This window comes from Bacillus sp. K7 (assembly GCF_053903245.1).
The window spans coordinates 2,256,482-2,280,068 of the sequence record NZ_CP096406.1 but is presented as its reverse complement, the minus strand read 5'-3'; the positions used below and the strand labels follow the sequence as shown (position 1 = coordinate 2,280,068).

Genomic DNA, 23,587 nt, shown 5'->3' with positions numbered 1-23,587 from the left:
TGAGTCATCATGGCAACTGAGTATGACGTAGTCATTTTGGGCGGCGGTACCGGCGGTTATGTCGCGGCGATCAGAGCCGCTCAGCTCGGCTTAAAGACAGCCGTTGTGGAAAAGGAAAAACTCGGGGGAACATGTTTGCATAAAGGCTGTATCCCGAGTAAAGCGCTGCTGAGAAGCGCAGAGGTGTACCGGACAGCTCGTGAAGCCGATCAATTCGGAGTGGAAACGGCTGGCGTGTCCCTCAACTTTGAAAAAGTGCAACAGCGAAAGCAAGCGGTTGTTGATAAGCTTGCAGCCGGTGTGAATCATTTAATGAAAAAAGGAAAAATTGACGTATTCAACGGTTATGGCCGTATCCTCGGACCGTCCATTTTCTCCCCGCTGCCAGGAACAATTTCTGTTGAACGGGGAAATGGCGAAGAAAACGACATGCTGATTCCCAAGCAAGTCATCATTGCAACAGGATCAAGACCGAGAATGCTGCCAGGGCTTGAAGCGGACGGTGAGTCTGTATTGACTTCGGATGAGGCGCTTCAAATGGAGAAACTGCCAAAATCGATCATCATCGTCGGCGGAGGCGTGATCGGTATCGAATGGGCGTCTATGCTTCATGATTTTGGCGTGAAGGTAACGGTTATTGAATACGCGGACCGCATATTGCCGACTGAGGATCAAGACATTTCAGCAGAAATGGAAAGTCTTCTTAAGAAAAAAGGCATTCAGTTCGTGACAGGGGCAAAAGTGCTGCCTGAGACAATGACAAAAACGTCAGATGACATCAGCATACAAGCAGAAAAAGACGGAGAAACCGTTACTTACTCTGCTGAAAAAATGCTTGTTTCTATCGGCAGACAGGCAAATATCGAAGGCATCGGCATTGAAAACACCGATATCGTCACTGAAAACGGCGTCATTTCAGTCAATGAAAGCTGCCAAACGAAGGAATCTCATATTTATGCAATCGGAGACGTCATCGGCGGCCTTCAGTTAGCTCATGTTGCCTCACATGAAGGAATCATTGCCGTTGAGCATTTTGCAGGTCTCAACCCGCACCCGCTTGATCCGACGCTTGTACCGAAGTGCATCTACTCAAGCCCTGAAGCTGCCAGTGTCGGCTTAACAGAAGATGAGGCAAAGGCGAATGGGCACAATGTCAAAATCGGCAAGTTCCCATTTATGGCAATCGGAAAAGCGCTTGTATATGGAGAAAGCGACGGATTTGTCAAAATCGTGGCGGATCGTGACACGGATGATATTCTCGGCGTGCATATGATCGGCCCGCATGTCACCGACATGATTTCAGAAGCAGGTCTTGCCAAAGTACTGGACGCAACGCCGTGGGAGGTCGGACAAACGATTCATCCGCATCCGACGCTTTCTGAAGCAATTGGAGAAGCGGCGCTTGCCACAGATGGTAAAGCTATTCATTTTTAAAAGCATAAAGGAGGGGCTTGAATGAGTACAAACCGACATCAAGCACTAGGGCTGACTGATCAGGAAGCCGTTGATATGTATAGAACCATGCTGTTAGCAAGAAAAATCGACGAAAGAATGTGGCTGTTAAACCGTTCTGGCAAAATCCCGTTCGTGATTTCTTGTCAGGGACAGGAAGCAGCACAGGTAGGAGCGGCTTTTGCTCTTGACCGTGAAATGGATTATGTTCTGCCGTACTACAGGGACATGGGGGTCGTACTGGCGTTTGGCATGACAGCAAAGGACTTAATGATGTCCGGGTTTGCCAAAGCAGCAGATCCAAACTCAGGAGGCCGCCAAATGCCGGGGCATTTCGGCCAAAAGGAAAACCGGATCGTAACAGGGTCATCTCCTGTCACAACGCAAGTGCCGCACGCGGTCGGCATTGCGCTGGCGGGGCGTATGGAGAAAAAGGATGTCGCGGCCTTTGTCACATTCGGTGAAGGCTCTTCAAACCAAGGCGATTTCCATGAAGGGGCAAACTTTGCCGCTGTCCATAAGCTGCCGGTTATTTTTATGTGTGAGAACAACAAATACGCCATTTCTGTGCCTTACGATAAGCAGGTCGCATGTGAGAACATTTCCGACCGTGCCGTAGGTTACGGAATGCCTGGTGTGACCGTAAATGGAAATGATCCGCTTGAAGTTTATCAAGCGGTCAAAGAAGCACGCGAACGGGCGCGCAGAGGAGAAGGCCCGACATTAATTGAAACCATTTCTTACCGCCTTACACCTCACTCCAGTGATGACGATGACAGCAGCTACAGAGGCCGTGAAGAAGTAGAGGAAGCGAAAAAAAGTGATCCCCTGCTCACATATCAAGCTTACTTAAAGGAAACAGGCCTGCTGTCTGATGAGACAGAACAAACCATGCTGGATGAAATGATGGCAATCATAAACGAAGCGACAGATGAAGCGGAGAATGCCCCTTATGCAGCTCCTGAGTCAGCGCTTGATTATGTGTATGCGAAGTAGGGAGGAAGAACAAATGTCAGTAATGTCATATATTGATGCGATCAATTTGGCGATGAAAGAAGAAATGGAACGAGATCCTCGCGTTTTCGTTCTTGGGGAAGATGTAGGGAGAAAAGGCGGTGTATTTAAAGCGACAGCCGGCCTCTATGAACAATTCGGGGAAGAGCGTGTGATGGATACGCCGCTTGCTGAATCCGCGATTGCCGGAGTCGGCATTGGGGCGGCTATGTACGGAATGAGACCAATTGCTGAAATGCAGTTTGCTGATTTTATTATGCCGGCGGTCAACCAAATTATTTCCGAAGCGGCCAAAATCCGCTACCGCAGCAATAATGACTGGAGCTGCCCGATTGTCATCAGAGCGCCATACGGCGGAGGCGTACACGGGGCCCTTTATCATTCTCAATCAGTCGAAGCGATTTTCGCCAATCAGCCCGGACTGAAAATTGTCATGCCTTCAACGCCATATGACGCGAAAGGCCTTTTAAAAGCCGCGGTTCGTGATGAAGATCCGGTGCTGTTTTTTGAGCATAAACGCGCCTACCGCCTGATAAAAGGTGAGGTTCCGGCAGATGATTATGTCCTGCCAATCGGCAAGGCTGATGTGAAACGGGAAGGCGACGATATCACAGTGATCACTTATGGCCTGTGTGTCCACTTCGCGTTACAGGCTGCAGAACGTCTCGAAAAAGATGGCATTTCAGTGCATGTGGTGGATTTAAGAACGGTTTATCCGCTTGATCAAGAAGCAATCATCGAAGCCGCATCGAAAACCGGTAAGGTCCTATTGGTTACAGAAGATACAAAAGAAGGCAGCATCATGAGTGAGGTGGCCGCAATTATATCCGAGCATTGCCTGTTCGACTTAGATGCGCCGATTAAACGGCTTGCAGGTCCTGATATTCCGGCTATGCCTTATGCGCCGACAATGGAAAAATACTTTATGGTCAACCCTGACAAAGTGGAAGCGGCGATGAGAGAGTTAGCGGAGTTTTAAAGACGTAAGGAGGATACAATCATGGCAATTGAACAAATGACGATGCCGCAGCTTGGAGAAAGCGTGACGGAAGGGACGATCAGCAAATGGCTTGTCGCCCCCGGTGATAAAGTAAACAAATACGATCCGATCGCGGAAGTCATGACAGATAAGGTGAATGCAGAGGTTCCGTCTTCTTTTACCGGTACGATAACAGAGCTTGTGGGTGAAGAAGGCCAGACTCTGCAAGTCGGAGATATCATTTGTAAAATCGAAACAGAAGGCGCGGATCCGTCTGAAAAAAAACAAGAGCAGCCAGAGGCACCAGAAGCTGATGAAACACCTGTTGCAGAAAGCCGACCCGAAGCGGATGATCAGCCCAATAAAAAGCGCTATTCGCCAGCTGTACTCCGTTTGGCAGGAGAACACGGCATTGATCTTGATCAGGTAACAGGAACAGGTGCCGGCGGCCGCATTACGCGAAAAGATATTCAGCGCATCATTGAAACAGGCGGCGGCGTGCAAGAACGGACTGAGGAGCCGAAAACAGCAGCTCCTGCACAAGAGTCTGCACCACAACCGGAGCCGAAGGAAGAGGTTTCTTATCCTGCGTCTGCAGCTGGAGATAGGGAAATCCCTGTCACAGCCGTAAGAAAAGCAATTGCTTCCAATATGAAACGCAGCAAGACAGAAATTCCGCATGCTTGGACGATGATGGAAGTTGACGTCACAAATATGGTGGCATATCGCAACAGTGTAAAAGATTCATTCAAGAAGACAGAAGGGTTTAATTTAACGTTCTTCGCCTTTTTCGTCAAAGCGGTTGCCCAGGCATTAAAAGAATTTCCGCAAATGAATAGCATGTGGGCGGGCGACAAAATCATTCAGAAAAAAGATATCAATATTTCAATCGCGGTTGCCACAGAGGATTCTTTATTTGTACCGGTGATTAAAAACGCTGATGAAAAAACAATTAAAGGCATTGCGAGAGAAATAACTGACCTTGCCAAAAAAGTAAGAGACGGAAAGCTCTCAGCAGATGATATGCAGGGGGGAACGTTTACTGTCAACAACACAGGTTCGTTTGGATCTGTTCAGTCGATGGGCATCATCAACTACCCTCAAGCTGCGATTCTTCAGGTTGAATCCATTGTCAAGCGCCCGGTTGTCATGGAGCATGGCATGATTGCTGTCAGAGACATGGTCAATCTATGCCTGTCCTTGGATCACAGAGTGCTTGACGGCCTTGTATGCGGACGATTCCTCGGACGCGTGAAACAAATTTTAGAATCGATTGACGAGAAGACATCTGTTTATTAAATAAGCAGAAAGAGCATTTTTTGAAAATATGTTTCAAAAAATGCTCTTTTTTTGCATCATGATTCAGCAATTCTGATTTTCATTTCGAGCAGGTATTCTTCTTGTTTTTTCGGTGAATAATGAATCGGTATGAGTAACTCGTAAACATCACTGGCAACAGTTAAGTGGCGGTCTGCGATATACTTGATAAGCTTTTGTAAGTTGAGAAAATAATGCTCAGGTGAAAAATGATACGCGATACAAACATATCTGCCTTTAGGGATCGTTGTGATTTCCATATCCGGCGTAATAGCGGAAATTTGTTTATTCGTCAATACAGGTGTAAAGATATGGCGGTACGTGATTTCATCAATGCTGGTGTAAGGATGAAAAGAGAAAGTGGCACCGTAGCTATTGTTCGCAAATCCATCTGCTGATTCGATAAATGTTTTTAATTTGCTGTAGGAGGCGTTGAGCACGTTTTCTGGCCCGACTCCCTCTGCCTCTGTCTGAATGATGCGCGTTTCTTCTTCAGCTAACATAAACACCTCGCCGAGCGCGGGATATTCCATCTGCCGTTTCATCCGCTTTTTCACCATTGAAATGGTTTGCTCTAAGGCCGATAAAAAGTCTAATTTCTCCCTGATTTGCTTTTCCTGCTCAGTATAAAAAATAAACAGTTCTTCCATCTCTAAGTCTTGTGCTTTTTTCATCTCTTCTAAAGGTGTGCCGATATACTTCAGTGATTTGATCAGGTCCAGATGATACAGCTGGGAATCTGAATAATAACGGTAGCTGGTATCCGGGTCAACATAGGCTGGTTTAAATAAATCAATCTTATCGTAATAACGGAGCGCTTTAATCGACACGTTTGCCAGTCTTGAAACCTCTCCAATTGAGTAATACGATTCCTTCATGCCACCACTCCTTCTATGATCATTATAAAGAAGAAGCGCACCCTTTGCAGTATACAAAGAATACGCTTTTCATCAAGTGCTGGCTTTAATATGCGCAGGCGCTTTCCAAGCAATGGTTAGCGCAATGCCTATGGCTAAAGTGACCGTTGCAAAGTAGAAAGGATAGTTTACATCAATATCGAAAAGCATTCCGCCGATAATAGGCCCGAATACATTGCCGATACTTGTAAACATTGAGTTCATCCCGCCGGCAAATCCCTGCTCATTTCCCGCAATCTTTGACAGATAAGTCGTTACAGCAGGTCTCATGAGGTCAAATCCGACAAATACGGTAATCGTAACTAGCAGAATCGCAACATAAGAATTCACGATTGTCAGCAAGAAGACCAGACTCGTAGAGAGAATTAAGCTATACCGGATCAAATGGATTTCGCCAAACCACCTTGTAAAACGGTCAAATAAAACGACTTGCGTAATGGCGCCTACAATCGCACCCCCTGTAATCATAATGGCGATGTCGCTGGCCGTAAATCCGTATTTATGATCAACAAATAACGCAAATAACGATTCAAATGACGCTAAACCAAAGGATGAAATCAAGATAATGAGAAAAGCAATGAAATACATAGGGGCAAAAATCCGTTTATAGCCTGTTTTTTGACCTGTTATTTCCTGATTTTCAGGATTTCGCTCCGGCTCGCGCAGCGTGAGCATTGATAAAATGGCCGCCAGCAACGCAAAGGCTGCCGCAAAGAAAAAAGGCAGCCGGGAATGGATTTCCGCTAAAAATCCCCCGATGCCGGGCCCGATGATAAAGCCTGTTGAAATAGCGGCAGACATATAACCGAGCGCCTTCGGCCGTGTTTTAATGGTTGTGATATCCGCGATAAAAGCGGTGACCCCGGGCATAATAAAGGCAGCGCTGATCCCGCCAAGCATACGGGAGATAAATAACATCTCGACTGTTTTTCCGATGCCGAATAAAAACTCCGACACACTAAAGAACAACAGGCCGACTACGATCATGATTTTACGTCCGAAGCGATCAACCCATCGTCCGCCTATAGGTGAAACGATGAGCTGTGCCACGGCGAAGCAAGCAACCATATAGCCGACGGCGGTTCCTGATAAATGCAATTCATTCATAATGGTAGGCGTTACCGGAATCACAAGCCCAATCCCCAAAAATGCAATAAATAAATTGGTCAATAATATGGTTAAGGTGATATTTTGTTTTTTCATGTGACTTCCCCTTTTTCACAAGTGTATCCTCTATACTTTAAAGCCTCCTCTTAGGGGAGAGTCAACGGCTTTACAGCATCTTTCTTAACAGCGTTCGATCCTTACTCACTGCACGGGACCAGCATATCAATGTGCTGCGGCAGGACTTGAATCACCGCGGGTGTATACGTATAGACTTCACCATCTGTATCCGCCTTTTGAGCGGTGCCTGTTTCAATTTCGATACGGGAGGCTTGGATATAGGACAGCTCTCCGGCAAACCGGTCAATTGTGCCCTGTTCCATGCTCATCAGCTCCCGCAATGCCGAGAGGTTGGTGCTGCGGCAAATGAGGATATCGAGTAAGCCATCATCTATACTGGCATCTGGCAGGGGGATTCGGTTCGTTCCAATGTATTGGCCGTTCATGACAAGAAGCATAACGGCTTCTTCTTTCATTTCTTTTCCATCAATTTTTAGTGTCATCGGAAACGGTTCGGCTGATGACACAGTTCGCAATGCACTTGTAAAATAGCTGATTTTTCCCAATAATGCTTTGGCCGTTTCGTTAATTTGATTCGACGTTTCTGTAATCAGGCCGATTCCCCAAAAATTCAAAAAATAACGGTCGTTCATTTGACATACATCTATGCTTGTTTTTTGTCCTGATACAAGTGCTTCTGCCGCCTTTCCTAGATTTTGAGGGATGCCCAGCACTCTTGAAAAGTCATTGCACGTGCCGCCGGGCAAAATTCCGATAGCGGGCTTTCTTTCTAACGCGCTAATACTGTTAATGCATTGATGGACTGTGCCGTCGCCCCCGAGAATAAAGACGGTGTCGACAGAATCATCAATGGATTGGCAAAAATGATACGCATCATCCTTTTTCTTTGTTTGCTTAATCAACACCTCGTCTAAAGATTGTGATAAGACCGGCACCACAGCTCCTAATGCTTTTTCTATATGTTTGTTGCCGGCATTTCCGTTATGAATCAGTAACGCTTTCCGGTGGCTCATACAAAACTGCTCCTTTATTATATTTGGTTATATCATCCCCTTTTTCTGTAAGCAGTAAACGAAAGCAAAAAAAGTGTACGGCCAAGCAGTGTGATTTGCCGATATGGACGATTCCTTGCTATCATAAGAACAGATGATGAAAAAGGAGAGGTATTCATTGAATATGGATTTTAATTTATTTATGAATGATATTGTCCGCCAAGCGAGACAAGAAATCACAGCCGCCGGATACACTGAGCTGAAAACAGCTGAAGAGGTGGACGGGGCACTTGAGAAAAAAGGAACGACGTTAGTCATGGTAAACTCTGTTTGCGGATGTGCCGGAGGAATTGCAAGACCGGCCGCATACCATTCCGTTCACTATGATAAAAGACCTGATCAGCTCGTTACCGTCTTTGCCGGACAGGATAAAGAAGCGACAGCGCGGGCGCGTGATTATTTTGAAGGATATCCGCCATCTTCTCCGTCCTTTGCGATTTTGAAAGACGGAAAAATCATGAAAATGGTCGAGCGCCATGAAATTGAAGGCCATGAGCCGATGGCAGTTGTGGCAAAGCTGCAAGAAGCCTTTGAAGAATATTGTGAAGAAGTATAAGACGAACAACCCGGGTGCCTAAGTGGCTCGGGTTTTTTTATGCATAAAATTCCCTGAAGATATGAATAATTATTAAGGGATTATTCAATTAGATTGTACAGTGAATCTATTTTCCTTAAGTAATATCAAAAAGATATCGTTGGAAAAATAAGCTTAAAGATAATTTTTAAAAATACTATTGCATAAAAATAAGAAACTGTTTAAAATACAAATTAACGAATAAATATTCAAATGCACTAAAAGTAATGAATATGGGGGAAATGGATCATGAAAAAATGGCTCTTATTACTTGTAGCTGCCTGCATCACTTTAGCGCTATCCGCTTGCGGTTCAAGCAATTCAGGTTCAGAAGGCGGCAAGAAAAAATTAGTTATGGGTACTTCGGCGGATTACAAACCGTTTGAATATAAAGAAGGCGATCAAATTGTCGGCTTTGATGTAGATTTGGCAAAAGCGCTGGCGAAAAAGACGGGCTACGAAATTGAAGTGCAGGATATGGACTTCAACAGCTTAATCACAGCATTGAAATCAAAACAGGTGGATCTGGTTCTGTCAGGAATGACACCGACGCCTGATCGAAAAAAACAAGTTGGTTTTTCCGATGTGTACTACACAGCGAACCATATGATTGTCAGCAAAAAAGACAGCGGCATTCAATCTCTGAAAGACCTGAAAGGAAAAACAGTCGGTGTTCAGCTGGGCTCCATCCAGGAAGAGAAGGGGAAAGAGCTTTCTCCGGAATATGGTTTTAAAACAGAAGACCGCAACAGAATTTCTGATTTGGTGCAGGAAATCAAATCTGACCGCTTTGATGCCGCGATTATCGAAGACATTGTGGCAGAAGGGTATTTCAAGTCAAATGACGATCTGCAAGGCTTCGTCATTCCTGATGCGAAAGCGGAGGAAGCCGGTTCAGCGATCGCTTTCAGAAAGGACAGTGAACTGACAGACAAATTCAATAAAGCGCTCAAGGAAATGGAAGATAACGGGGAGCTTGAAAAATTGAAGAAAAAATGGTTCACTGGTGAAAAGTAAGAAAGGCGGCTCAACTTTTTCGTTGAGCCTTTTTATTGAATAGGAAATCTTTTTTCCGTAAGAAAAGGAGACAAAGACTATGAATTTGGATTTTTCAGCAACGATCCCCCAAATTCCTTTTATACTAGAAGGCTTGGCAATCACTTTGAAAATTGTCATCGTATCTGCCATTATCGGACTTATACTCGGTATTGTGCTAAGCTTATGCAAGATCAGCACGTTCCGCCCGCTGGTCTGGATCGCTGATTTTTATACATCAGTGTTCCGCGGCACGCCTTTAGTGCTGCAGCTTATGATTGTCTATTTCGGGCTTCCCCAGCTGCTCGGTTTTCAAATTGACCAGTTTTGGGCTGCGGTTGTCGCATTGTCATTGAATTCCGCCGCTTATGTATCGGAAATTATCAGAGCCGGAATCAACGCCATTGATAAAGGCCAAAGAGAAGCTGCTGTCGCACTGGGGGTTCCGTACAGCAAAATGATGAAGGACCTCCTGTTGCCGCAGGCTTTTAAAAATATATCACCTGCTATTTTGAATGAACTAATTACATTAACAAAAGAATCGGCGATCGTCACTGTTATCGGGCTTGGTGATGTTATGAGACGCGCATATCAAGCTGGCGCGGCCACTTACAATTACCTTGAGCCGCTCATTATCGCCGGTTTGATTTATTATGTGCTTGTCCTGATTTTAACGTTTATCGGCAAGGCTGTAGAAAGGAAGCTGACATCCAATGATTAAGGTTGAAAAGCTGTCAAAATCATTTGGGAAACTTGAAGTACTAAAAGACATTTCAACAACAATCTCTGAAGGGGAGGTTGTTGCCGTGATCGGTCCATCAGGCTCAGGGAAATCAACGTTCCTTCGCTGTTTAAACCTGTTGGAAAAGCCAAACGGCGGAACCATTACCATTAAAGACAAGGAGATCACGAAGCCGAAAACCAATACATTAAAGGTCCGGGAAAACATCGGGATGGTTTTTCAACATTTTCATCTCTTTCCGCACAAAACGGTTCTCGAAAATATTATGTACGCGCCTGTCAATGTCAAAAAAGAATCAAAACAGGCTGCACAGCAAAAAGCCGAAGGGCTGCTCCGCAAAGTCGGTTTGTTTGAAAAGCGAAATGATTATCCAAACCGTTTGTCTGGCGGGCAAAAACAGCGTGTCGCCATCGCCCGGGCCCTTGCGATGAATCCGGACATCATGCTGTTTGACGAACCGACCTCTGCACTTGATCCGGAGATGGTCAAAGAAGTGCTCCAGGTGATGAAAGAGCTGGTTGAAACCGGTATGACCATGGTGATTGTCACGCATGAAATGGGCTTCGCAAAAGAAGTGGCAGACCGCGTGCTGTTTATGGATCAGGGAATGATTGTCGAGGACGGCAATCCGAAAGAATTTTTTCTATCGCCAGAATCCAAAAGAGCGCAGGACTTTTTAGAAAAAATATTATAGAATATAGAAAAAAGAAGAAGGCTGATCGCTTCTTCTTTTTTATTGAAGAAACAAATAGAAATGGGAGTCCGACATGTTTAAAATTGGTTACCGCACAATAAAGACCGCGCTTGGAACAGCTTTGGCTATTTATATAAGCCAGCTTTTGCAATTGCAAAACTTCGCCTCAGCAGGAATCATCACCATTTTGTGCATTCAAATCACACAAAAACGGTCGCTCCAGGCATCGTGGGCCCGCTTTGCGGCATGCTGTCTGGCAATTCTTTTTTCGTATCTCTTTTTTGAGCTGATTGGCTATCACCCGTTTGTGATCGGAGCGCTTCTCTTGATATTCATCCCGATAACAGTCCTGTTAAAAATTAATGAGGGCATCGTCACAAGTTCGGTTATTATTCTTCATCTATATATGTCCGGCGGCATAACACTTGCCTTCATTTGGAATGAGGTTCAATTGATTACGGTTGGGATCGGCGTCGCTCTATTGATGAACTTGTATATGCCAAGCCTTGACCGAAAACTGATTGCCTATCGCAAAAAGATAGAGGATAACTTTGCCGTCATTTTCGCGGAAATAGAGCGGTATTTGTTAACTGGTGAGCAAGATTGGACCGGAAAAGAAATTCCGGAAACACACCAGCTCATTACGGAGGCGAAAAACCTAGCATACCGAGATGTGCAAAACCACATTTTGCGCTACGAAAATCAGCATTATCATTATTTTAAAATGAGAGAAAAGCAATTTGAAATTATTGAACGCCTTCTCCCTAAAGTGACTTCAATCTCCATTACAGTAGATCAGGGGAAAATGATCGCAGCATTTATTCACGATTTGCGGGAAGCGATACACCCGGGAAATACGGCGTATAAATTTCTGAAAAGACTTGCTGACATGAGAAAAGAATTTGAGGAGATGCCGCTTCCGGCAACAAGAGAGGAATTTGAAGCGAGAGCCGCTCTCTTCCATCTTCTCGGGGAAATGGAACAATACTTGGTGATTAAAAGTTATTTTAAAGGCATAAAAGCGCAAAAATCACTCGCATGATTCGCATGAGCTCTTCCTTCATTGGTCAACCTAATGAAAAAGGAGGGGCTTATGCGTGTTTTTTTATGGTCGATTTTAATGATGATATCTCCGATTTGGCCGCTCGGCGAAAATCCGCTGCCGGGTGATCCATATGTCATTGTCAACAAGAGAACAAATGAACTTGCTGTCATCCTCGACAACCACGTAGAAGGCGTGTACAGCGTGGCGACCGGAAAAACAGACGATTTAACGCCTGAAGGAGAATTTTCGATAACGGTAAAAGCGGCGAATCCTTACTACAGAAAGAAAAATATTGAAGGGGGGTCTCCTGACAACCCGCTTGGGGCAAGATGGATTGGATTTGACGCGAAAGGGACAGACGGGAGGATTTACGGAATTCATGGGACAAACCGGGAAGAATCAGTTGGGAAATTTGTGTCCAACGGCTGCATACGTATGCATAACGATGAGGTCGTTCATCTGTTTCAAACGATACCGGTGGGTACGAGAGTGTTGATTACGGACGACTCCCGCTCTTTTGAAGAGATTGCCATTGAGCATAAAGCTCTGATAAAAAAGCAGGATGTTCCTATTCAATAAGGCTGCCTGCTTTTTTACCATTATAAAAACATGACGATTCCTGAGAGTACAGTTGAAAGAATAAAAACTCCCAAAATCACGATCAAAACGCTTTTCATCAGTTTTTGAGACATGATTTCACTCCTTAGACAATCTGTCTATATTTTATCGTGTTTTGAGTGGGCGGACAAGTGATATCTATTGGCGGAAAGCAGGGATGAAAATGAACAGGCTTGACCATATTGGGATAGCCGTTTTTTCGATAGAAGAAGCGCGGCACTTTTATGAAGAAGTATTGGGGCTCGCGTTTCTTCATCAAGAAACGGTGGAAGAGCAAAAGGTGAATGTTGCTTTTTTTCAAGCGGGAAGCATCAAGCTGGAACTGATTGAGCCGGTGACATCTGACAGCCCAGTCCGTTTCTTTTTGGAGAAGAAAGGACAGGGGCTGCATCATGTTGCGTTTTTGTGCACGAGTTTATCTGACCGGCTTCAGGCATTGTCTGACCGGCAAGTTCAATTGATCGACAGGTATCCAAGACTGGGCGCGAACGGGAAAAAGATTGCGTTTCTTTCTCCGCGGGAAACAAACGGCGTGCTTGTAGAGCTTTGCGAGCCGAAGGGAGGCCAAACTGATGAACATGAATGAGCACATTGATGATTTATACACGAGGCGCAGGCAGGCGGAACAAGGCGGAGGAGATGAAAAGCTTGCCCGGCAGCGGCAAAAGGGAAAGCTCACCGCTCGGGAAAGGATTGCGTTTCTGCTAGATCAAGACAGCTTTATCGAATTGCATCCCTTTATGGAAAGTCAAGTATTAACAAGAGAACAGCGTATGTTAGGGGATGGAGTCATAACAGGGTACGGCACAATTGCCGGCCGGTCTATATATGTATTTGCGCAAGACTTTACAGTGTGCGGCGGGGCGCTTGGCGAAATTCATGCCAAAAAAATCTGCGCATTGATGGATCTGGCGGCAAAAAATAAGGCGCCGATTATCGGGCTGAATGACTCAGGTGGTGCGAGAATTCAAGAGGGTGTGGTATCATTAGATGGATACGGTCACATATTTTACCGAAATGTCTTATATTCCGGAGTCATTCCGCAAATCTCGGTTATATTAGGGCCGTGCGCTGGAGGCGCTGTATACTCTCCGGCACTCACTGATTTTATCTTTATGGCTGAACACACCGGCCAGATGTTTATAACCGGGCCGAAGGTGATTGAAAAAGTGACAGGAGAACAGGTTGATGCGGAGAGTTTAGGCGGAGCGGGAATACATAATGCCGTCAGCGGAAATGCCCACTTCTCCGGACATACGGAGAAGGAGGTTTTGACAGGGGTGAAAAAACTGCTGTCTTATTTGCCGCTGAAAGGCCAGACAACAGTGCCGCTGCCTGAGAAAAATGCCCTAAGGCCACTATTAAACCGTCTCGTGCCGGCTGACACGACAAAGCCGTATGATGTGCGGACGGTGTTGAAAGAGCTGGCAGATCCGCAGTCTTTTTTTGAGATTCAGCCGTTCTTTGCGAAAAACATTGTCATCGGGTTTGCAAGGCTGGGGGAAAAAACGATCGGCATCGTTGCCAGCCAGCCGAAGCATCTGGCGGGAAGCCTGACGATTGATGCTGCTGATAAAGCGGCGAGGTTCATCCGTTTTTGTGATGCATTTGATATCCCGCTGCTAACCGTCGAGGATGTTCCGGGATTTCTGCCCGGTGTTCAGCAGGAGCATAACGGAATTATCCGGCACGGAGCAAAGTTATTGTTTGCCTTTGCAGAAGCAACCGTCCCAAAAGTCACGCTCATTATCAGAAAAGCGTACGGCGGCGCCTATGTGGCCATGAACAGTAAAGCGATCGGAGCGGATCTTGTGTTTGCATGGCCGAATGCTGAAATCGCAGTGATGGGGCCAGAAGGCGCGGCATCGATTTTGTATGAAAAAGAGATAAAAGCTTCAGCCGACCCGCAAAAGACAAAACGCGAAAAAACAGCTGAATACAAAAAGCAAAACGCCGGCCCATACAAAGCGGCGGCCTGCGGAATGGTCGATGACATCATTTTGCCGGAAGAATCTAGAAAAAAGCTGATTCAAGCTTTTCACATGCTTGCACATAAGACAGAAGAGAGACCGAAAAAAAAGCACGGTAACATACCGCTTTGACATGGAGGGACTTACAAATGGTGAATGAAAAACGCCTGCTGGAAGAATTTTTAGAACTTGTCCAAATTGACTCAGAAACAAAACATGAAGCAGAAATCTGCAAAGTGCTGAAACAAAAATTTTCTGATTTAGGTGTGGACGTTAAAGAAGACGATACAATGGATATCACTGGCCATGGAGCCGGCAACCTGATTTGCACATTAAAAGGGACAAAACAAACAGATACGATCTACTTTACATCCCATATGGACACAGTTGTACCAGGAAACGGCGTAAAACCGGTTGTAGAGAACGGTTATGTCAAAACAGACGGCACGACGATTTTAGGCGCTGATGATAAAGCGGGGCTGGCTGCCATATTTGAAGCGATTAAAGTGCTGAAAGAAGAAAACATGGAGCATGGCACGATTGAATTCATCATCACAGTAGGCGAGGAGTCAGGACTGATCGGAGCGAAGGCGCTTGACCGTTCTATGATCACGGCATCCTACGGCTATGCCCTTGACTCAGACGGAAAAGTCGGAAATATCATTGTAGCCGCGCCGACACAGGCGAAGGTTAGAGCGGCCATTTTCGGAAAAACCGCACACGCCGGGGTTGAGCCTGAAAAAGGCATTTCAGCGATTACAATCGCTAGCAAAGCCATTTCGAAAATGCCATTGGGCCGCATTGATGAAGAAACAACAGCAAACATCGGCCGGTTTGAAGGCGGCACACAAACTAACATTGTGTGCGACGAAGTCCATATTCTAGCTGAAGCACGTTCTTTAGTTCCTGAGAAGATGGAAGCTCAGGTTCAAAAAATGAAAGCTGCTTTTGAAGAAGCCGCTGCTGATATGGGCGGACGCGCAGAAGTCGAAATTGAAGTCATGTATCCAGGCTTCAAATATCAAGACGGTGACCAAGTGGTTGAAATCGCGAAAAAAGCGGCAGCTAACATCGGACGTCCGAGCGAGCTGCAAACGAGCGGCGGCGGAAGTGACGCGAACGTGATTGCAGGTCACGGCATCCCGACGGTCAACCTTGCTGTCGGTTATGAGCAGATTCATACAAAGAATGAAAAAATGCCGATCGAAGAACTTGTTAAAACGGCGGAAATGGTTGTTGCCATTATTGAAGAGGCGGCAAAATAATGTTAAAAAACCCGAGTGCGGCTCGTTTCGCATCGGGTTTTTCTTGTTTTCAGCGCCATTGCCTGAGCGGCCAAAATAACACGTCCTGCTTTTTAGCGTAATGAAGCAATGGATCTGACGCTGGCAATGCGATGTTGTGGGCATCAGCCACCGTATTGATGGAAAACGCGGCCTCGGCATGTTGCAGCAGCCAAGGATGATGATGAATGTCTTCGTAAAAGAGCTTGTTTCGATAAGTGGTGTAGAGTCTGTATCGTTCCGTCAGCCAATAATCGAGTGAATCCTTTTCCGCTGTAAAAGGGGCAGAAATGGGCCGGTATGCGGCGCGGAATGCTGCTTTTCCGTCGTCTCTCCGCTTGCTGACATAGTCAATGCCATCACCATTTTTTTCGGCTTTCATATTCGCGTAAAAATAGGGCAAATGAAAGAACGTGCGAGCGCCCAGGACCGCCAGCCGATGATCAGCATCTAAGCTGAAAAAGTAAATGCCGGGTTTGCCTTTATACGTGACATAGGTGCGGAGGTTAAGCTCAGGAAATGCACGCGCACCGGGAATGGGAGGAAGGTAACGCGCTCTTAGGTTCGTGAGCATAAAGGGAAGCATGCTGATCCAAGCTTGTCCGTTATATGTATCTAATTCTAAAACTGGCGGTACTAAAGCACGAAGGATAGAAACATCAACAGGCCAGTGGGCAAATAAGACATCATTCCATGTTTGTCTCATGATCCAGCTTCCCTCGGGCACAGATATATTTTTTTGCTGAAAGCGTTCCGTCACGTATATCCTCCTTTCAGTTGGATGTGAGTAAAGGTATTCCCGATTTCCTTCTTTTTAAACGAAGCTGATTTCTTTTCTTAGAGAAAACATAAGTAGAAACATCATTTCTAGAAAACAAAAAAGCGTAACTGGTAGTTATAATTATGAAAAACAGTATTTTACATTAATTGAATATTTTTATATTGATTATAACAGTATTTAAATAATAATTTGATTAGGGCTATATTCTTATTTTTGAGAAAATAGAATTTCTTGTTGTAAGGAAAGGTTGTGCATGGTAATTTTATATATTCACCTATATATATATCCATTTAAGTATTTTTTATAATTTAAAGGAGGTAATTTGAATTTGAAGAAATTAGTGATTACTGTATCACATTATGCCTTTTCAAAAGCAACTTTGGTATGACACAAAGTTATTTACTATATATTATTTAATGGCTACCAAAAAAATAAGTGAGGGATAATTTATGGCAGTACTCTTACAAAATATTGACTATATTATAACTTTCTTTTTAGCTATATTTTTCATATTTAAATTAATTCAAGAAATAAAAAACAAAAAAAGACTTTCTTTATCAATCGTTTTCTTGCTAATCAGTATATATTTTCTAATAAAAGCTTTCTTTATCATCAACATACTTATTGGGTAGTTCACAGGAACTTTAATAATTATAGAATTAACTCCTTCTAAAGCACTTAAAAAAGAATGCAGCTTCCAAGTTTAAGATAATCCAAAGAGCTTGTTGAGTTTAGACAGAAGAAGTCTTTTCTTATAAAGAATCTCAAGCTCTTTATTCATTAAAAGTTAAAAATGAAGGTGTTCGGCTAATGCTGTATGCTGACACACATTTTTTCGTGTTATACATATTGTAATAATTTATAAATTAATGAGATGTGAGAGAAACCCTTTGTCACTGAATAGAGGGCTTTTCTCAAATCTCTTTTTTATTATTTCTTGATTACTAGATATAATTCATTTTCCTTTTGCTTACTTTATTCTTAATAAAAATTGTCAATTGCCACATGAGTCTGGTCTGTCCTTTTAGTATATCTGATTCTACATATTGCAAAGTATTATACATATATAATGACATGACAACTCCTCAATCGTGGTTGATTCTGCTCCATTTTTTGGACATTGACGAGGCTTAGCACAGTTGATTTGTTGACTTCTTTTATATACGTTTTTTAGATTTTTTTATAAAAATGCCCCCTTAAGTAAGTAGGACTCTGCTTCTCCGGTCCACTTACTTAAAGGGGCTAATATCAACAAATATGGAACTGCTATTTATTTCACCGGCTCAGTAAGAGTGGCGGCTTTTTTGGTTTTATGGTGTGTCATCTGAAGGACAACGTTTTGCACGGTCAAAAACAGCCCGCTAGTGAACCAGTACAGCGGAAGGGCTGCCGGAACGTTAAGCGAGAAAATCGTCATCATCACAGGGAAGATGAACACCATCAGTTTGGCTGATTGCTGCGCTGCCGGATTTTGCGGGACAGCCGAATATTTCGCGCTCAGTTTTTGAGCGACATAAGCCTGGACAAAGTACATAACACCCGCACTAAGTGACACGAGAATGTCAGATTGTCCTAAACTGAACCATAAAAACGAGTGTGACGCGATTTCAGGTGTAGAGCGAATCGCGTAATAAAACCCGATCAAAATCGGAAATTGAATCAGCATCGGGAGACATCCCATCGCAAGCGGATTGATATTGTGCGCCTGATACAGCTTCATCATGTCCGTTTGCAGTTCTTTTTGCTTTTCGGGGTCCTTCGTCTTTTTCAGTTTAGCCTGAATGCTGTCAACCTGAGGTTTAATAACGGCCATTTTCTCTTGGAACAAACGCTGTTTTTTAAACTGATTGACAAACAAAGGAAGCACAATAACACGTACAATGATGGTGACGAGAATAATTGAAAGTCCGTATTCTCCGTGAAACAGCCCGGCAACCCCTTTAAGCAGAGCGGAAAACGGTTCGATTAAATAGTCGTGGAAAAAACCGACGTTGCTGAGGCCTCCCACCTGATTCGTCGCCGCAAACGCTGCATTTCCCGAGCACAATACGATCAAAAAGATGCCTACTGCCAAAAGTTTTTGATATGTTTTTACCAATTTGTTCTCCTCCTTTTTATAAATGCGGTTTATAAAAGAAGGGAACCGGCGTCTTCATCATCGTTCACAGGGGAATTCATGCGGAAGACTTTACGTATCCAAGTTGTAATGCGATGGTATATAATAATAAGAAAGTCTGTTCGATTAATGTGAAAGACCGTCTGATGTTCATCTGTTCGTTTTGATTTCCATTGCTCGCCGGCACGGCACTCCCGTAAAAGAAACGCAATCCCGATTGCCGTTAGAGCCGGAAGAATAATTGTGAAAAAATCGACTAAGAATAAAACGTCATTTATCGATTCCACAAACATTGTCATCACATCCATTCAATACCTTCATTTTACTATATGTACAAGCGGTTGTCTAATGAATGAAAAGGAGTTTTGTTTATGCGGGGAAAGGGCCGAATTATTTTCCATATTGATATGAATAGCTTCTATGCTTCGGTGGAAATGGCATATGATCCGGCCCTTCGTGGGAAGCCGGTCGCAGTTGCCGGAAACGTAAAGGAGCGAAAGGGCATCGTGGTGACATGCAGCTACGAAGCAAGGGCGCGAGGCGTCAAAACAACGATGCCGGTTTGGGAAGCGAAGCGCAATTGCCCTGAGCTTATCGTTCTTCCGCCGAACTTTGACCGCTATAGAAATTCTTCAAGAGAGATGTTTAACATTCTCCGTGAATATACTGACCTGGTTGAGCCTGTCTCTATCGATGAAGGCTATATGGACATGACCGAAACGGCATACAGCAGCCGCGCTTTGGAGACAGCAACAGAAATCCAAAGCAGGCTGAAAAAAGAACTGTTGCTTCCGTCAAGCATAGGAATCGCGCCGAATAAATTTCTCGCTAAGATGGCGTCTGATATGAAAAAACCGCTTGGCATCACGATTTTAAGAAAGAGACAAGTGCCTGATATCCTTTGGCCGCTTCCTGTTGGAGAGATGCACGGGGTTGGCAAAAAGACAGCGGAAAAGCTGAAGGGGCTGGGCATTCATACGATTGAAGAGTTAGCTGCAGCTGATGAACATTCGCTGAAACGCCTGCTTGGCATCAACGGCCCGCGCCTTAAACAGAAAGCAAATGGCATTCACCATGCGCCAGTTGACCCAGAGCGCATTTACGAATTTAAGAGCGTCGGAAACTCATCGACACTTTCACATGATTCCAGTGATGAAGAAGAGTTATTAGGCGTTTTCCGTAAGCTTGCCGCTTCCGTGAGTGACCGCTTACAGCGCAAGGAGGTTATGGCTTCAAAGCTTTTTATTATGATTAGATATGCAGATTGGAAAACCATTACCAGAAGCATCACGCTGAAAAATCCGATCGATCAAAAACATGACATTATGAAAGAAGCGGAGCACCTCTTTTTTAAACATTGGAATAAAAATCCTGTCAGGCTGCTAGGCATTACCGGAACGGATTTAGTGGAAAAAGAGCAGGCCTATAAGCAACTTGATTTGTTCAGCTTTAGTGAAGATGCCAAGGAAGAGCCCATTCAGCAGATGATGGAAAAGCTGAATGAAAAGTACGGATCTAAGCTGATCAGAAAAGGGGCAAGGATAAAGAAAGAGGAGAGCAAAACGAAGGGAACAAGCTTTAATAAAGATTTTTTTCAGGATGAAAAGAAAAGGTGAATAGCTTGAAAAAAAGGGTGAAAGTATGGTAATTTCTTTATTATAAATATCATTTTATTTTAATTTAAATTTTAAAATGATTAAACGTTTGAAGAAGGGACGTTAGAATATGTCAAAACAACAAATCGGAGTTATCGGACTTGCGGTCATGGGTAAAAATCTGGCTTTAAATATCGAAAGCCGGGGATTTTCTGTTTCTGTTTACAACAGATCAAGCAGTAAAACTGAGGAGTTTTTGCAGGAGGCAAAAGGAAAAAATGTTGTTGGCACATACAGCATTGAAGAGTTTGTCCAATCCTTGGAAACACCGCGCAAAATCTTATTAATGGTGAAAGCGGGAACTGCAACAGATGCGACAATTCAATCTCTTCTTCCTCATCTAGAGAAGGATGATATTTTAATTGACGGCGGTAATACATATTATAAAGATACACAGCGCCGTAACAAAGAACTTGCAGAAAGCGGCATTCATTTTATCGGAACAGGCGTTTCTGGCGGTGAAGAAGGAGCGCTTAAAGGGCCTTCTATCATGCCTGGGGGACAAAAAGAAGCACATGAGCTTGTGAAGCCGATTCTTGAAGCGATTTCTGCAAAAGTTGACGGAGAACCTTGTACGACATATATCGGTCCAGACGGTGCCGGCCATTATGTGAAAATGGTGCATAACGGAATTGAATACGGAGATATGCAGCTGATCTCTGAATCTTACTTCATTTTGAAACAGGTGCTCGGCCTTTCAGTGGATGAGCTCCATGAAGTTTTCGCTGAGTGGAATAAAGGCGAGCTTGACAGCTACCTGATTGAGATTACGGCTGACATCTTTACGAAAAAAGACGAAGAGACAGGCAAACCGCTTGTTGATGTCATTCTCGATAAAGCAGGACAAAAAGGAACAGGAAAATGGACAAGCCAAAGCGCGCTTGACTTAGGTGTTCCGCTTCCGATTATTACTGAGTCTGTATTCGCACGCTTTATCTCAGCTATGAAGGAAGAGCGTGTGAAAGCGAGCAGCCTTCTTTCAGGACCTGAAGTGAAGCCTGTTACAGACAATAAAGAAGAGCTGATTGAAGCAGTCAGAAAAGCGCTGTTCATGAGTAAAATCTGTTCTTACGCGCAAGGATTTGCCCAAATGAAAGCAGCTTCTGAAGAATACAACTGGGATCTGAAATACGGCGAAATCGCTATGATCTTCCGCGGCGGCTGCATCATCCGCGCTGCATTCCTTCAGAAGATCAAAGAAGCTTACGATCGCGAACCTGAGCTCGATAACCTGCTTCTTGACAGCTACTTCAAAAATATTGTAGAAAGCTACCAAGGAGCGCTTCGCCAAGTGATTTCACTTGCAGTTGCACAAGGTGTGCCGGTGCCATCATTCTCAAGCGCATTAGCTTACTATGACAGCTACCGCACAGCTGTACTCCCTGCAAACTTAATTCAAGCGCAGCGTGACTACTTTGGCGCCCATACTTATGAGCGTACAGATAAAGAAGGTATTTTCCATACTGAATGGATGAAGTAATAGAAGACCCCGAAGCCCTTAGGGCTTCGGGGTTTTTTGTTATTGAATGAGCGTTGACAGCCGCAAAAAAGCCGAAAATGCGCTACAGCATTTTCGGCTTTTTCTGTATTATATATTCCACCAGTGCAAGCCGTCTTTCGCCAAAAGATCATCTGATTCTTTCGGTCCCATAGAGCCTGACTCATAGTTTGGAGATAGGGTCTTGTTTGCTGCCCATGTTTCAGAAATGGCGTCGACAAAACTCCAAGACAAGGCAACTTCATCCCAGTGTGCAAAGTTTGTGGCATCGCCAAGAAGACAGTCGTGAATCAATTTTTCATATGCTTCAGGGGTGTTCATCTCATCATTGCAATTGCTGCAGTAATCCAGCTTGATTGGCTGCGCGTGTGCTGCTCCGCCAAGTTTTTTAGCATTCAAGTAAAGCGTAATGCCTTCGTCAGGCTGAATATGGATGACGAGCAAGTTCGGATTCATGTTGTTTTCATTGCCGTAGTACAGGTTCATCGGAATGTCCTTAAATTGAACGACGATTTTTGTGGACTTTTCTTTCATTCGTTTTCCGGTGCGGATATAGAATGGAACACCAGCCCATCTGAAGTTGTCGATCAAGAGCTTTCCTGAAACAAAGGTTTCTGTATTGGAGTCAGGAGCGACATTATCTTCATCCGTATAAGCGGGAACCGCCACACCGTCAATCTCACCGGCTTGATATTGCCCGCGCACAAAATACTCATCCACTTCGTCTTTTGCAATAGGGCGCAGTGCTCTCAGCACCTTCACCTTTTCGCTGCGGATTTCTTCTGTGTTCAATTTGATCGGCGGCTCCATTGCAAGAAGGGCAACCATCTGCATGATATGGTTTTGCACCATGTCGCGCAGGGCGCCTGATTTTTCGTAATATCTCGCCCGGTCTTCGACGCCGAGTGATTCACTTGATGTGATTTGAATATTTGAGATGTAGCGGTTTGTCCAAAGCGGTTCGAAAATCGCATTGGCAAACCGGATCACTTCAATGTTCTGAACCATTTGTTTGCCTAGGTAATGGTCGATTCTGTAAATTTGATCTTCAGTAAACGCTTCGCGGATTTCTTTGTTCAGCGCTTGTGCGCTTGGCAGATCATGGCCAAACGGCTTTTCAATGACAAGGCGGGACCAGCCTGTTGTTGCTGTCACACCTTCTGATTTTAATGTTTTTGCAATTGTCCCGAAGAATTCAGGAGCCATTGCCAAGTAGAACATTCTGTTGTTCGGAATTTGATATGTATCTTCCAGCTGGTTAAGCAATACGTTAAGCTCTTGATAAGAACCAGGGTTTGTCACGTCGAACGGGTGATAGTAAAAATGAGACGTGAAATCATCTATATGTTTATCCGCAGATGAGGAAATGGATGTTTTAACAGTTTCGCGAAGATCCTCATTAGACCAAGGTCTTCTTCCAACTCCTACTACTGCAAACTCTTCTCCGATTTGTCCGTTTTGATATAAACGGTGGATAGACGGATACAGTTTTCGTTTTGCTAAATCTCCCGTTGCGCCGAATATGACAATTACTGCTTTTGGTTGTTGGTTTGTTTTCACTAAAAGTACCTCACTTTATTCGAAGCTTTATTTTAGTACACCCCGTATATTTCCTTCATTTTAAATCTAAAATTCAACGAAAGCAAACATTTAAGCCCTT

The 23,587-nt window shown here is 44.2% G+C and carries 23 protein-coding genes; 15 read left to right on the top strand and 8 right to left on the bottom strand.

Annotated features, from left to right (window positions below):
* Positions 1–9: 9 nt before the first annotated feature.
* From lpdA to M1D98_RS11605, 4 genes are read left to right on the top strand one after another with little or no spacing between them, the layout of a single operon-like run.
* The gene (gene lpdA / locus M1D98_RS11620; RefSeq protein ID WP_268524194.1) at positions 10–1,434 is read left to right on the top strand and encodes a dihydrolipoyl dehydrogenase; all 1,425 of its coding nucleotides are present in this window, start codon (positions 10–12) and stop codon (positions 1,432–1,434) included.
* A 21-nt stretch (positions 1,435–1,455) separates the two neighbouring features.
* A complete protein-coding gene (bfmBAA, locus tag M1D98_RS11615; protein WP_010328314.1) occupies positions 1,456–2,448 on the top strand; it encodes a 3-methyl-2-oxobutanoate dehydrogenase subunit alpha in 993 nt (330 codons plus the stop codon).
* 13 nt (positions 2,449–2,461) lie between these two features.
* Positions 2,462–3,445: a 3-methyl-2-oxobutanoate dehydrogenase subunit beta gene (gene bfmBAB / locus M1D98_RS11610; RefSeq protein ID WP_268539329.1), complete on the top strand. Its 984-nt coding sequence runs from the start codon at positions 2,462–2,464 to the stop codon at positions 3,443–3,445.
* Positions 3,446–3,466: 21 nt separating this feature from the next.
* Complete coding sequence (locus tag M1D98_RS11605; RefSeq protein WP_268539331.1) at positions 3,467–4,744, top strand: dihydrolipoamide acetyltransferase family protein; 1,278 nt, start codon at positions 3,467–3,469, stop codon at positions 4,742–4,744.
* A gap of 56 nt (positions 4,745–4,800) precedes the next feature.
* Here the strand turns inward: M1D98_RS11605 and M1D98_RS11600 are convergent, their stop codons facing one another.
* From M1D98_RS11600 to M1D98_RS11590, 3 genes are all read right to left on the bottom strand, one after another.
* Complete coding sequence (locus tag M1D98_RS11600) at positions 4,801–5,640, bottom strand: MerR family transcriptional regulator (RefSeq protein WP_268559210.1); 840 nt, start codon at positions 5,638–5,640, stop codon at positions 4,801–4,803.
* Positions 5,641–5,712: 72 nt separating this feature from the next.
* On the bottom strand, positions 5,713–6,882 hold the full coding sequence (bmr, locus tag M1D98_RS11595; protein ID WP_268559211.1) for a multidrug efflux MFS transporter Bmr: 1,170 nt from the start codon (positions 6,880–6,882) through the stop codon (positions 5,713–5,715).
* 101 nt (positions 6,883–6,983) lie between these two features.
* Positions 6,984–7,877 (bottom strand): YegS/Rv2252/BmrU family lipid kinase, encoded by an 894-nt coding sequence (locus tag M1D98_RS11590; protein WP_268559212.1) that lies wholly within the window; start codon positions 7,875–7,877, stop codon positions 6,984–6,986.
* A gap of 157 nt (positions 7,878–8,034) precedes the next feature.
* On the opposite strand from M1D98_RS11590, the gene brxB reads away from it, so the two are divergent.
* From brxB to M1D98_RS11560, 6 genes are all read left to right on the top strand, one after another.
* Entirely contained in the window at positions 8,035–8,472 is a 438-nt protein-coding gene (gene brxB / locus M1D98_RS11585) for a bacilliredoxin BrxB (RefSeq protein WP_039074411.1), read from the top strand.
* A 267-nt stretch (positions 8,473–8,739) separates the two neighbouring features.
* Positions 8,740–9,507: an arginine ABC transporter substrate-binding protein ArtP gene (gene artP / locus M1D98_RS11580; protein ID WP_010328320.1), complete on the top strand. Its 768-nt coding sequence runs from the start codon at positions 8,740–8,742 to the stop codon at positions 9,505–9,507.
* A 79-nt stretch (positions 9,508–9,586) separates the two neighbouring features.
* Positions 9,587–10,246, top strand: a complete 660-nt coding sequence (artQ, locus tag M1D98_RS11575; protein WP_010328321.1) for an arginine ABC transporter permease ArtQ — start codon at positions 9,587–9,589, stop codon at positions 10,244–10,246.
* Entirely contained in the window at positions 10,239–10,961 is a 723-nt protein-coding gene (artR, locus tag M1D98_RS11570; RefSeq protein ID WP_268559213.1) for an arginine ABC transporter ATP-binding protein ArtR, read from the top strand. The genes artQ and artR overlap by 8 nt, the downstream gene beginning before the upstream one ends.
* 73 nt (positions 10,962–11,034) lie before the next feature.
* Positions 11,035–12,003 carry an aromatic acid exporter family protein gene (locus tag M1D98_RS11565; RefSeq protein ID WP_121642856.1) on the top strand — a complete coding sequence of 323 codons (969 nt, stop codon included), beginning with the start codon at positions 11,035–11,037 and terminating at the stop codon, positions 12,001–12,003.
* 51 nt (positions 12,004–12,054) lie between these two features.
* Positions 12,055–12,585: a L,D-transpeptidase gene (locus M1D98_RS11560; protein WP_268559215.1), complete on the top strand. Its 531-nt coding sequence runs from the start codon at positions 12,055–12,057 to the stop codon at positions 12,583–12,585.
* Positions 12,586–12,605: 20 nt separating this feature from the next.
* On the opposite strand, the gene prli42 is transcribed toward M1D98_RS11560, so the two are convergent.
* Positions 12,606–12,698 carry a stressosome-associated protein Prli42 gene (gene prli42, locus M1D98_RS11555; protein WP_003226489.1) on the bottom strand — a complete coding sequence of 31 codons (93 nt, stop codon included), beginning with the start codon at positions 12,696–12,698 and terminating at the stop codon, positions 12,606–12,608.
* An 89-nt stretch (positions 12,699–12,787) separates the two neighbouring features.
* Between prli42 and mce the strand changes: the two genes are divergently transcribed.
* The 3 genes from mce to M1D98_RS11540 are packed head-to-tail and all read left to right on the top strand — an operon-like array spanning position 12,788 to position 15,859.
* Positions 12,788–13,210, top strand: coding sequence for a methylmalonyl-CoA epimerase (mce, locus tag M1D98_RS11550; RefSeq protein ID WP_435576549.1), 423 nt, complete (start codon positions 12,788–12,790; stop codon positions 13,208–13,210).
* Positions 13,203–14,726 (top strand): carboxyl transferase domain-containing protein, encoded by a 1,524-nt coding sequence (locus M1D98_RS11545; protein ID WP_435576611.1) that lies wholly within the window; start codon positions 13,203–13,205, stop codon positions 14,724–14,726. The genes mce and M1D98_RS11545 overlap by 8 nt, the downstream gene beginning before the upstream one ends.
* Before the next feature lie 17 nt (positions 14,727–14,743).
* Positions 14,744–15,859, top strand: a complete 1,116-nt coding sequence (locus tag M1D98_RS11540; protein WP_435576550.1) for a tripeptidase T — start codon at positions 14,744–14,746, stop codon at positions 15,857–15,859.
* Positions 15,860–15,908: 49 nt separating this feature from the next.
* On the opposite strand, the gene M1D98_RS11535 is transcribed toward M1D98_RS11540, so the two are convergent.
* The 3 genes from M1D98_RS11535 to mifM form a co-directional block, all read right to left on the bottom strand.
* Positions 15,909–16,637, bottom strand: a complete 729-nt coding sequence (locus M1D98_RS11535) for a YqjF family protein (RefSeq protein WP_435576551.1) — start codon at positions 16,635–16,637, stop codon at positions 15,909–15,911.
* Between the two features lie 1,291 nt (positions 16,638–17,928).
* Entirely contained in the window at positions 17,929–18,756 is an 828-nt protein-coding gene (locus tag M1D98_RS11530) for a membrane protein insertase YidC (protein ID WP_435576552.1), read from the bottom strand.
* Between the two features lie 29 nt (positions 18,757–18,785).
* Positions 18,786–19,073: a membrane protein insertion/folding monitor MifM gene (gene mifM, locus M1D98_RS11525; RefSeq protein ID WP_082022602.1), complete on the bottom strand. Its 288-nt coding sequence runs from the start codon at positions 19,071–19,073 to the stop codon at positions 18,786–18,788.
* Positions 19,074–19,145: 72 nt separating this feature from the next.
* Between mifM and M1D98_RS11520 the strand changes: the two genes are divergently transcribed.
* Together M1D98_RS11520 and gndA are read left to right on the top strand one after the other, a co-directional pair.
* Positions 19,146–20,390 carry a DNA polymerase IV gene (locus tag M1D98_RS11520; protein ID WP_435576553.1) on the top strand — a complete coding sequence of 415 codons (1,245 nt, stop codon included), beginning with the start codon at positions 19,146–19,148 and terminating at the stop codon, positions 20,388–20,390.
* Positions 20,391–20,499: 109 nt separating this feature from the next.
* Positions 20,500–21,909, top strand: a complete 1,410-nt coding sequence (gene gndA, locus M1D98_RS11515; protein WP_456279604.1) for an NADP-dependent phosphogluconate dehydrogenase — start codon at positions 20,500–20,502, stop codon at positions 21,907–21,909.
* 108 nt (positions 21,910–22,017) lie between these two features.
* Here the strand turns inward: gndA and zwf are convergent, their stop codons facing one another.
* The gene (gene zwf, locus M1D98_RS11510; RefSeq protein WP_010328333.1) at positions 22,018–23,487 is read right to left on the bottom strand and encodes a glucose-6-phosphate dehydrogenase; all 1,470 of its coding nucleotides are present in this window, start codon (positions 23,485–23,487) and stop codon (positions 22,018–22,020) included.
* Positions 23,488–23,587: the final 100 nt, after the last annotated feature.

Coding starts and splice junctions, on each gene's coding strand:
- artR (WP_268559213.1), top strand. CDS start 10,239: ATGATTAAGGTTGAAAAGCTGTCAAAATCATTTGGGAAACTTGAAGTA.
- prli42 (WP_003226489.1), bottom strand. CDS start 12,698: ATGTCTCAAAAACTGATGAAAAGCGTTTTGATCGTGATTTTGGGAGTT.
- bfmBAA (WP_010328314.1), top strand. CDS start 1,456: ATGAGTACAAACCGACATCAAGCACTAGGGCTGACTGATCAGGAAGCC.
- M1D98_RS11560 (WP_268559215.1), top strand. CDS start 12,055: ATGCGTGTTTTTTTATGGTCGATTTTAATGATGATATCTCCGATTTGG.
- artP (WP_010328320.1), top strand. CDS start 8,740: ATGAAAAAATGGCTCTTATTACTTGTAGCTGCCTGCATCACTTTAGCG.
- artQ (WP_010328321.1), top strand. CDS start 9,587: ATGAATTTGGATTTTTCAGCAACGATCCCCCAAATTCCTTTTATACTA.
- M1D98_RS11600 (WP_268559210.1), bottom strand. CDS start 5,640: ATGAAGGAATCGTATTACTCAATTGGAGAGGTTTCAAGACTGGCAAAC.
- gndA (WP_456279604.1), top strand. CDS start 20,500: ATGTCAAAACAACAAATCGGAGTTATCGGACTTGCGGTCATGGGTAAA.
- M1D98_RS11590 (WP_268559212.1), bottom strand. CDS start 7,877: ATGAGCCACCGGAAAGCGTTACTGATTCATAACGGAAATGCCGGCAAC.
- M1D98_RS11545 (WP_435576611.1), top strand. CDS start 13,203: ATGAATGAGCACATTGATGATTTATACACGAGGCGCAGGCAGGCGGAA.
- M1D98_RS11520 (WP_435576553.1), top strand. CDS start 19,146: ATGCGGGGAAAGGGCCGAATTATTTTCCATATTGATATGAATAGCTTC.
- mce (WP_435576549.1), top strand. CDS start 12,788: ATGAACAGGCTTGACCATATTGGGATAGCCGTTTTTTCGATAGAAGAA.
- bfmBAB (WP_268539329.1), top strand. CDS start 2,462: ATGTCAGTAATGTCATATATTGATGCGATCAATTTGGCGATGAAAGAA.
- lpdA (WP_268524194.1), top strand. CDS start 10: ATGGCAACTGAGTATGACGTAGTCATTTTGGGCGGCGGTACCGGCGGT.
- M1D98_RS11605 (WP_268539331.1), top strand. CDS start 3,467: ATGGCAATTGAACAAATGACGATGCCGCAGCTTGGAGAAAGCGTGACG.
- bmr (WP_268559211.1), bottom strand. CDS start 6,882: ATGAAAAAACAAAATATCACCTTAACCATATTATTGACCAATTTATTT.
- mifM (WP_082022602.1), bottom strand. CDS start 19,073: ATGACAATGTTTGTGGAATCGATAAATGACGTTTTATTCTTAGTCGAT.
- M1D98_RS11540 (WP_435576550.1), top strand. CDS start 14,744: ATGGTGAATGAAAAACGCCTGCTGGAAGAATTTTTAGAACTTGTCCAA.
- M1D98_RS11565 (WP_121642856.1), top strand. CDS start 11,035: ATGTTTAAAATTGGTTACCGCACAATAAAGACCGCGCTTGGAACAGCT.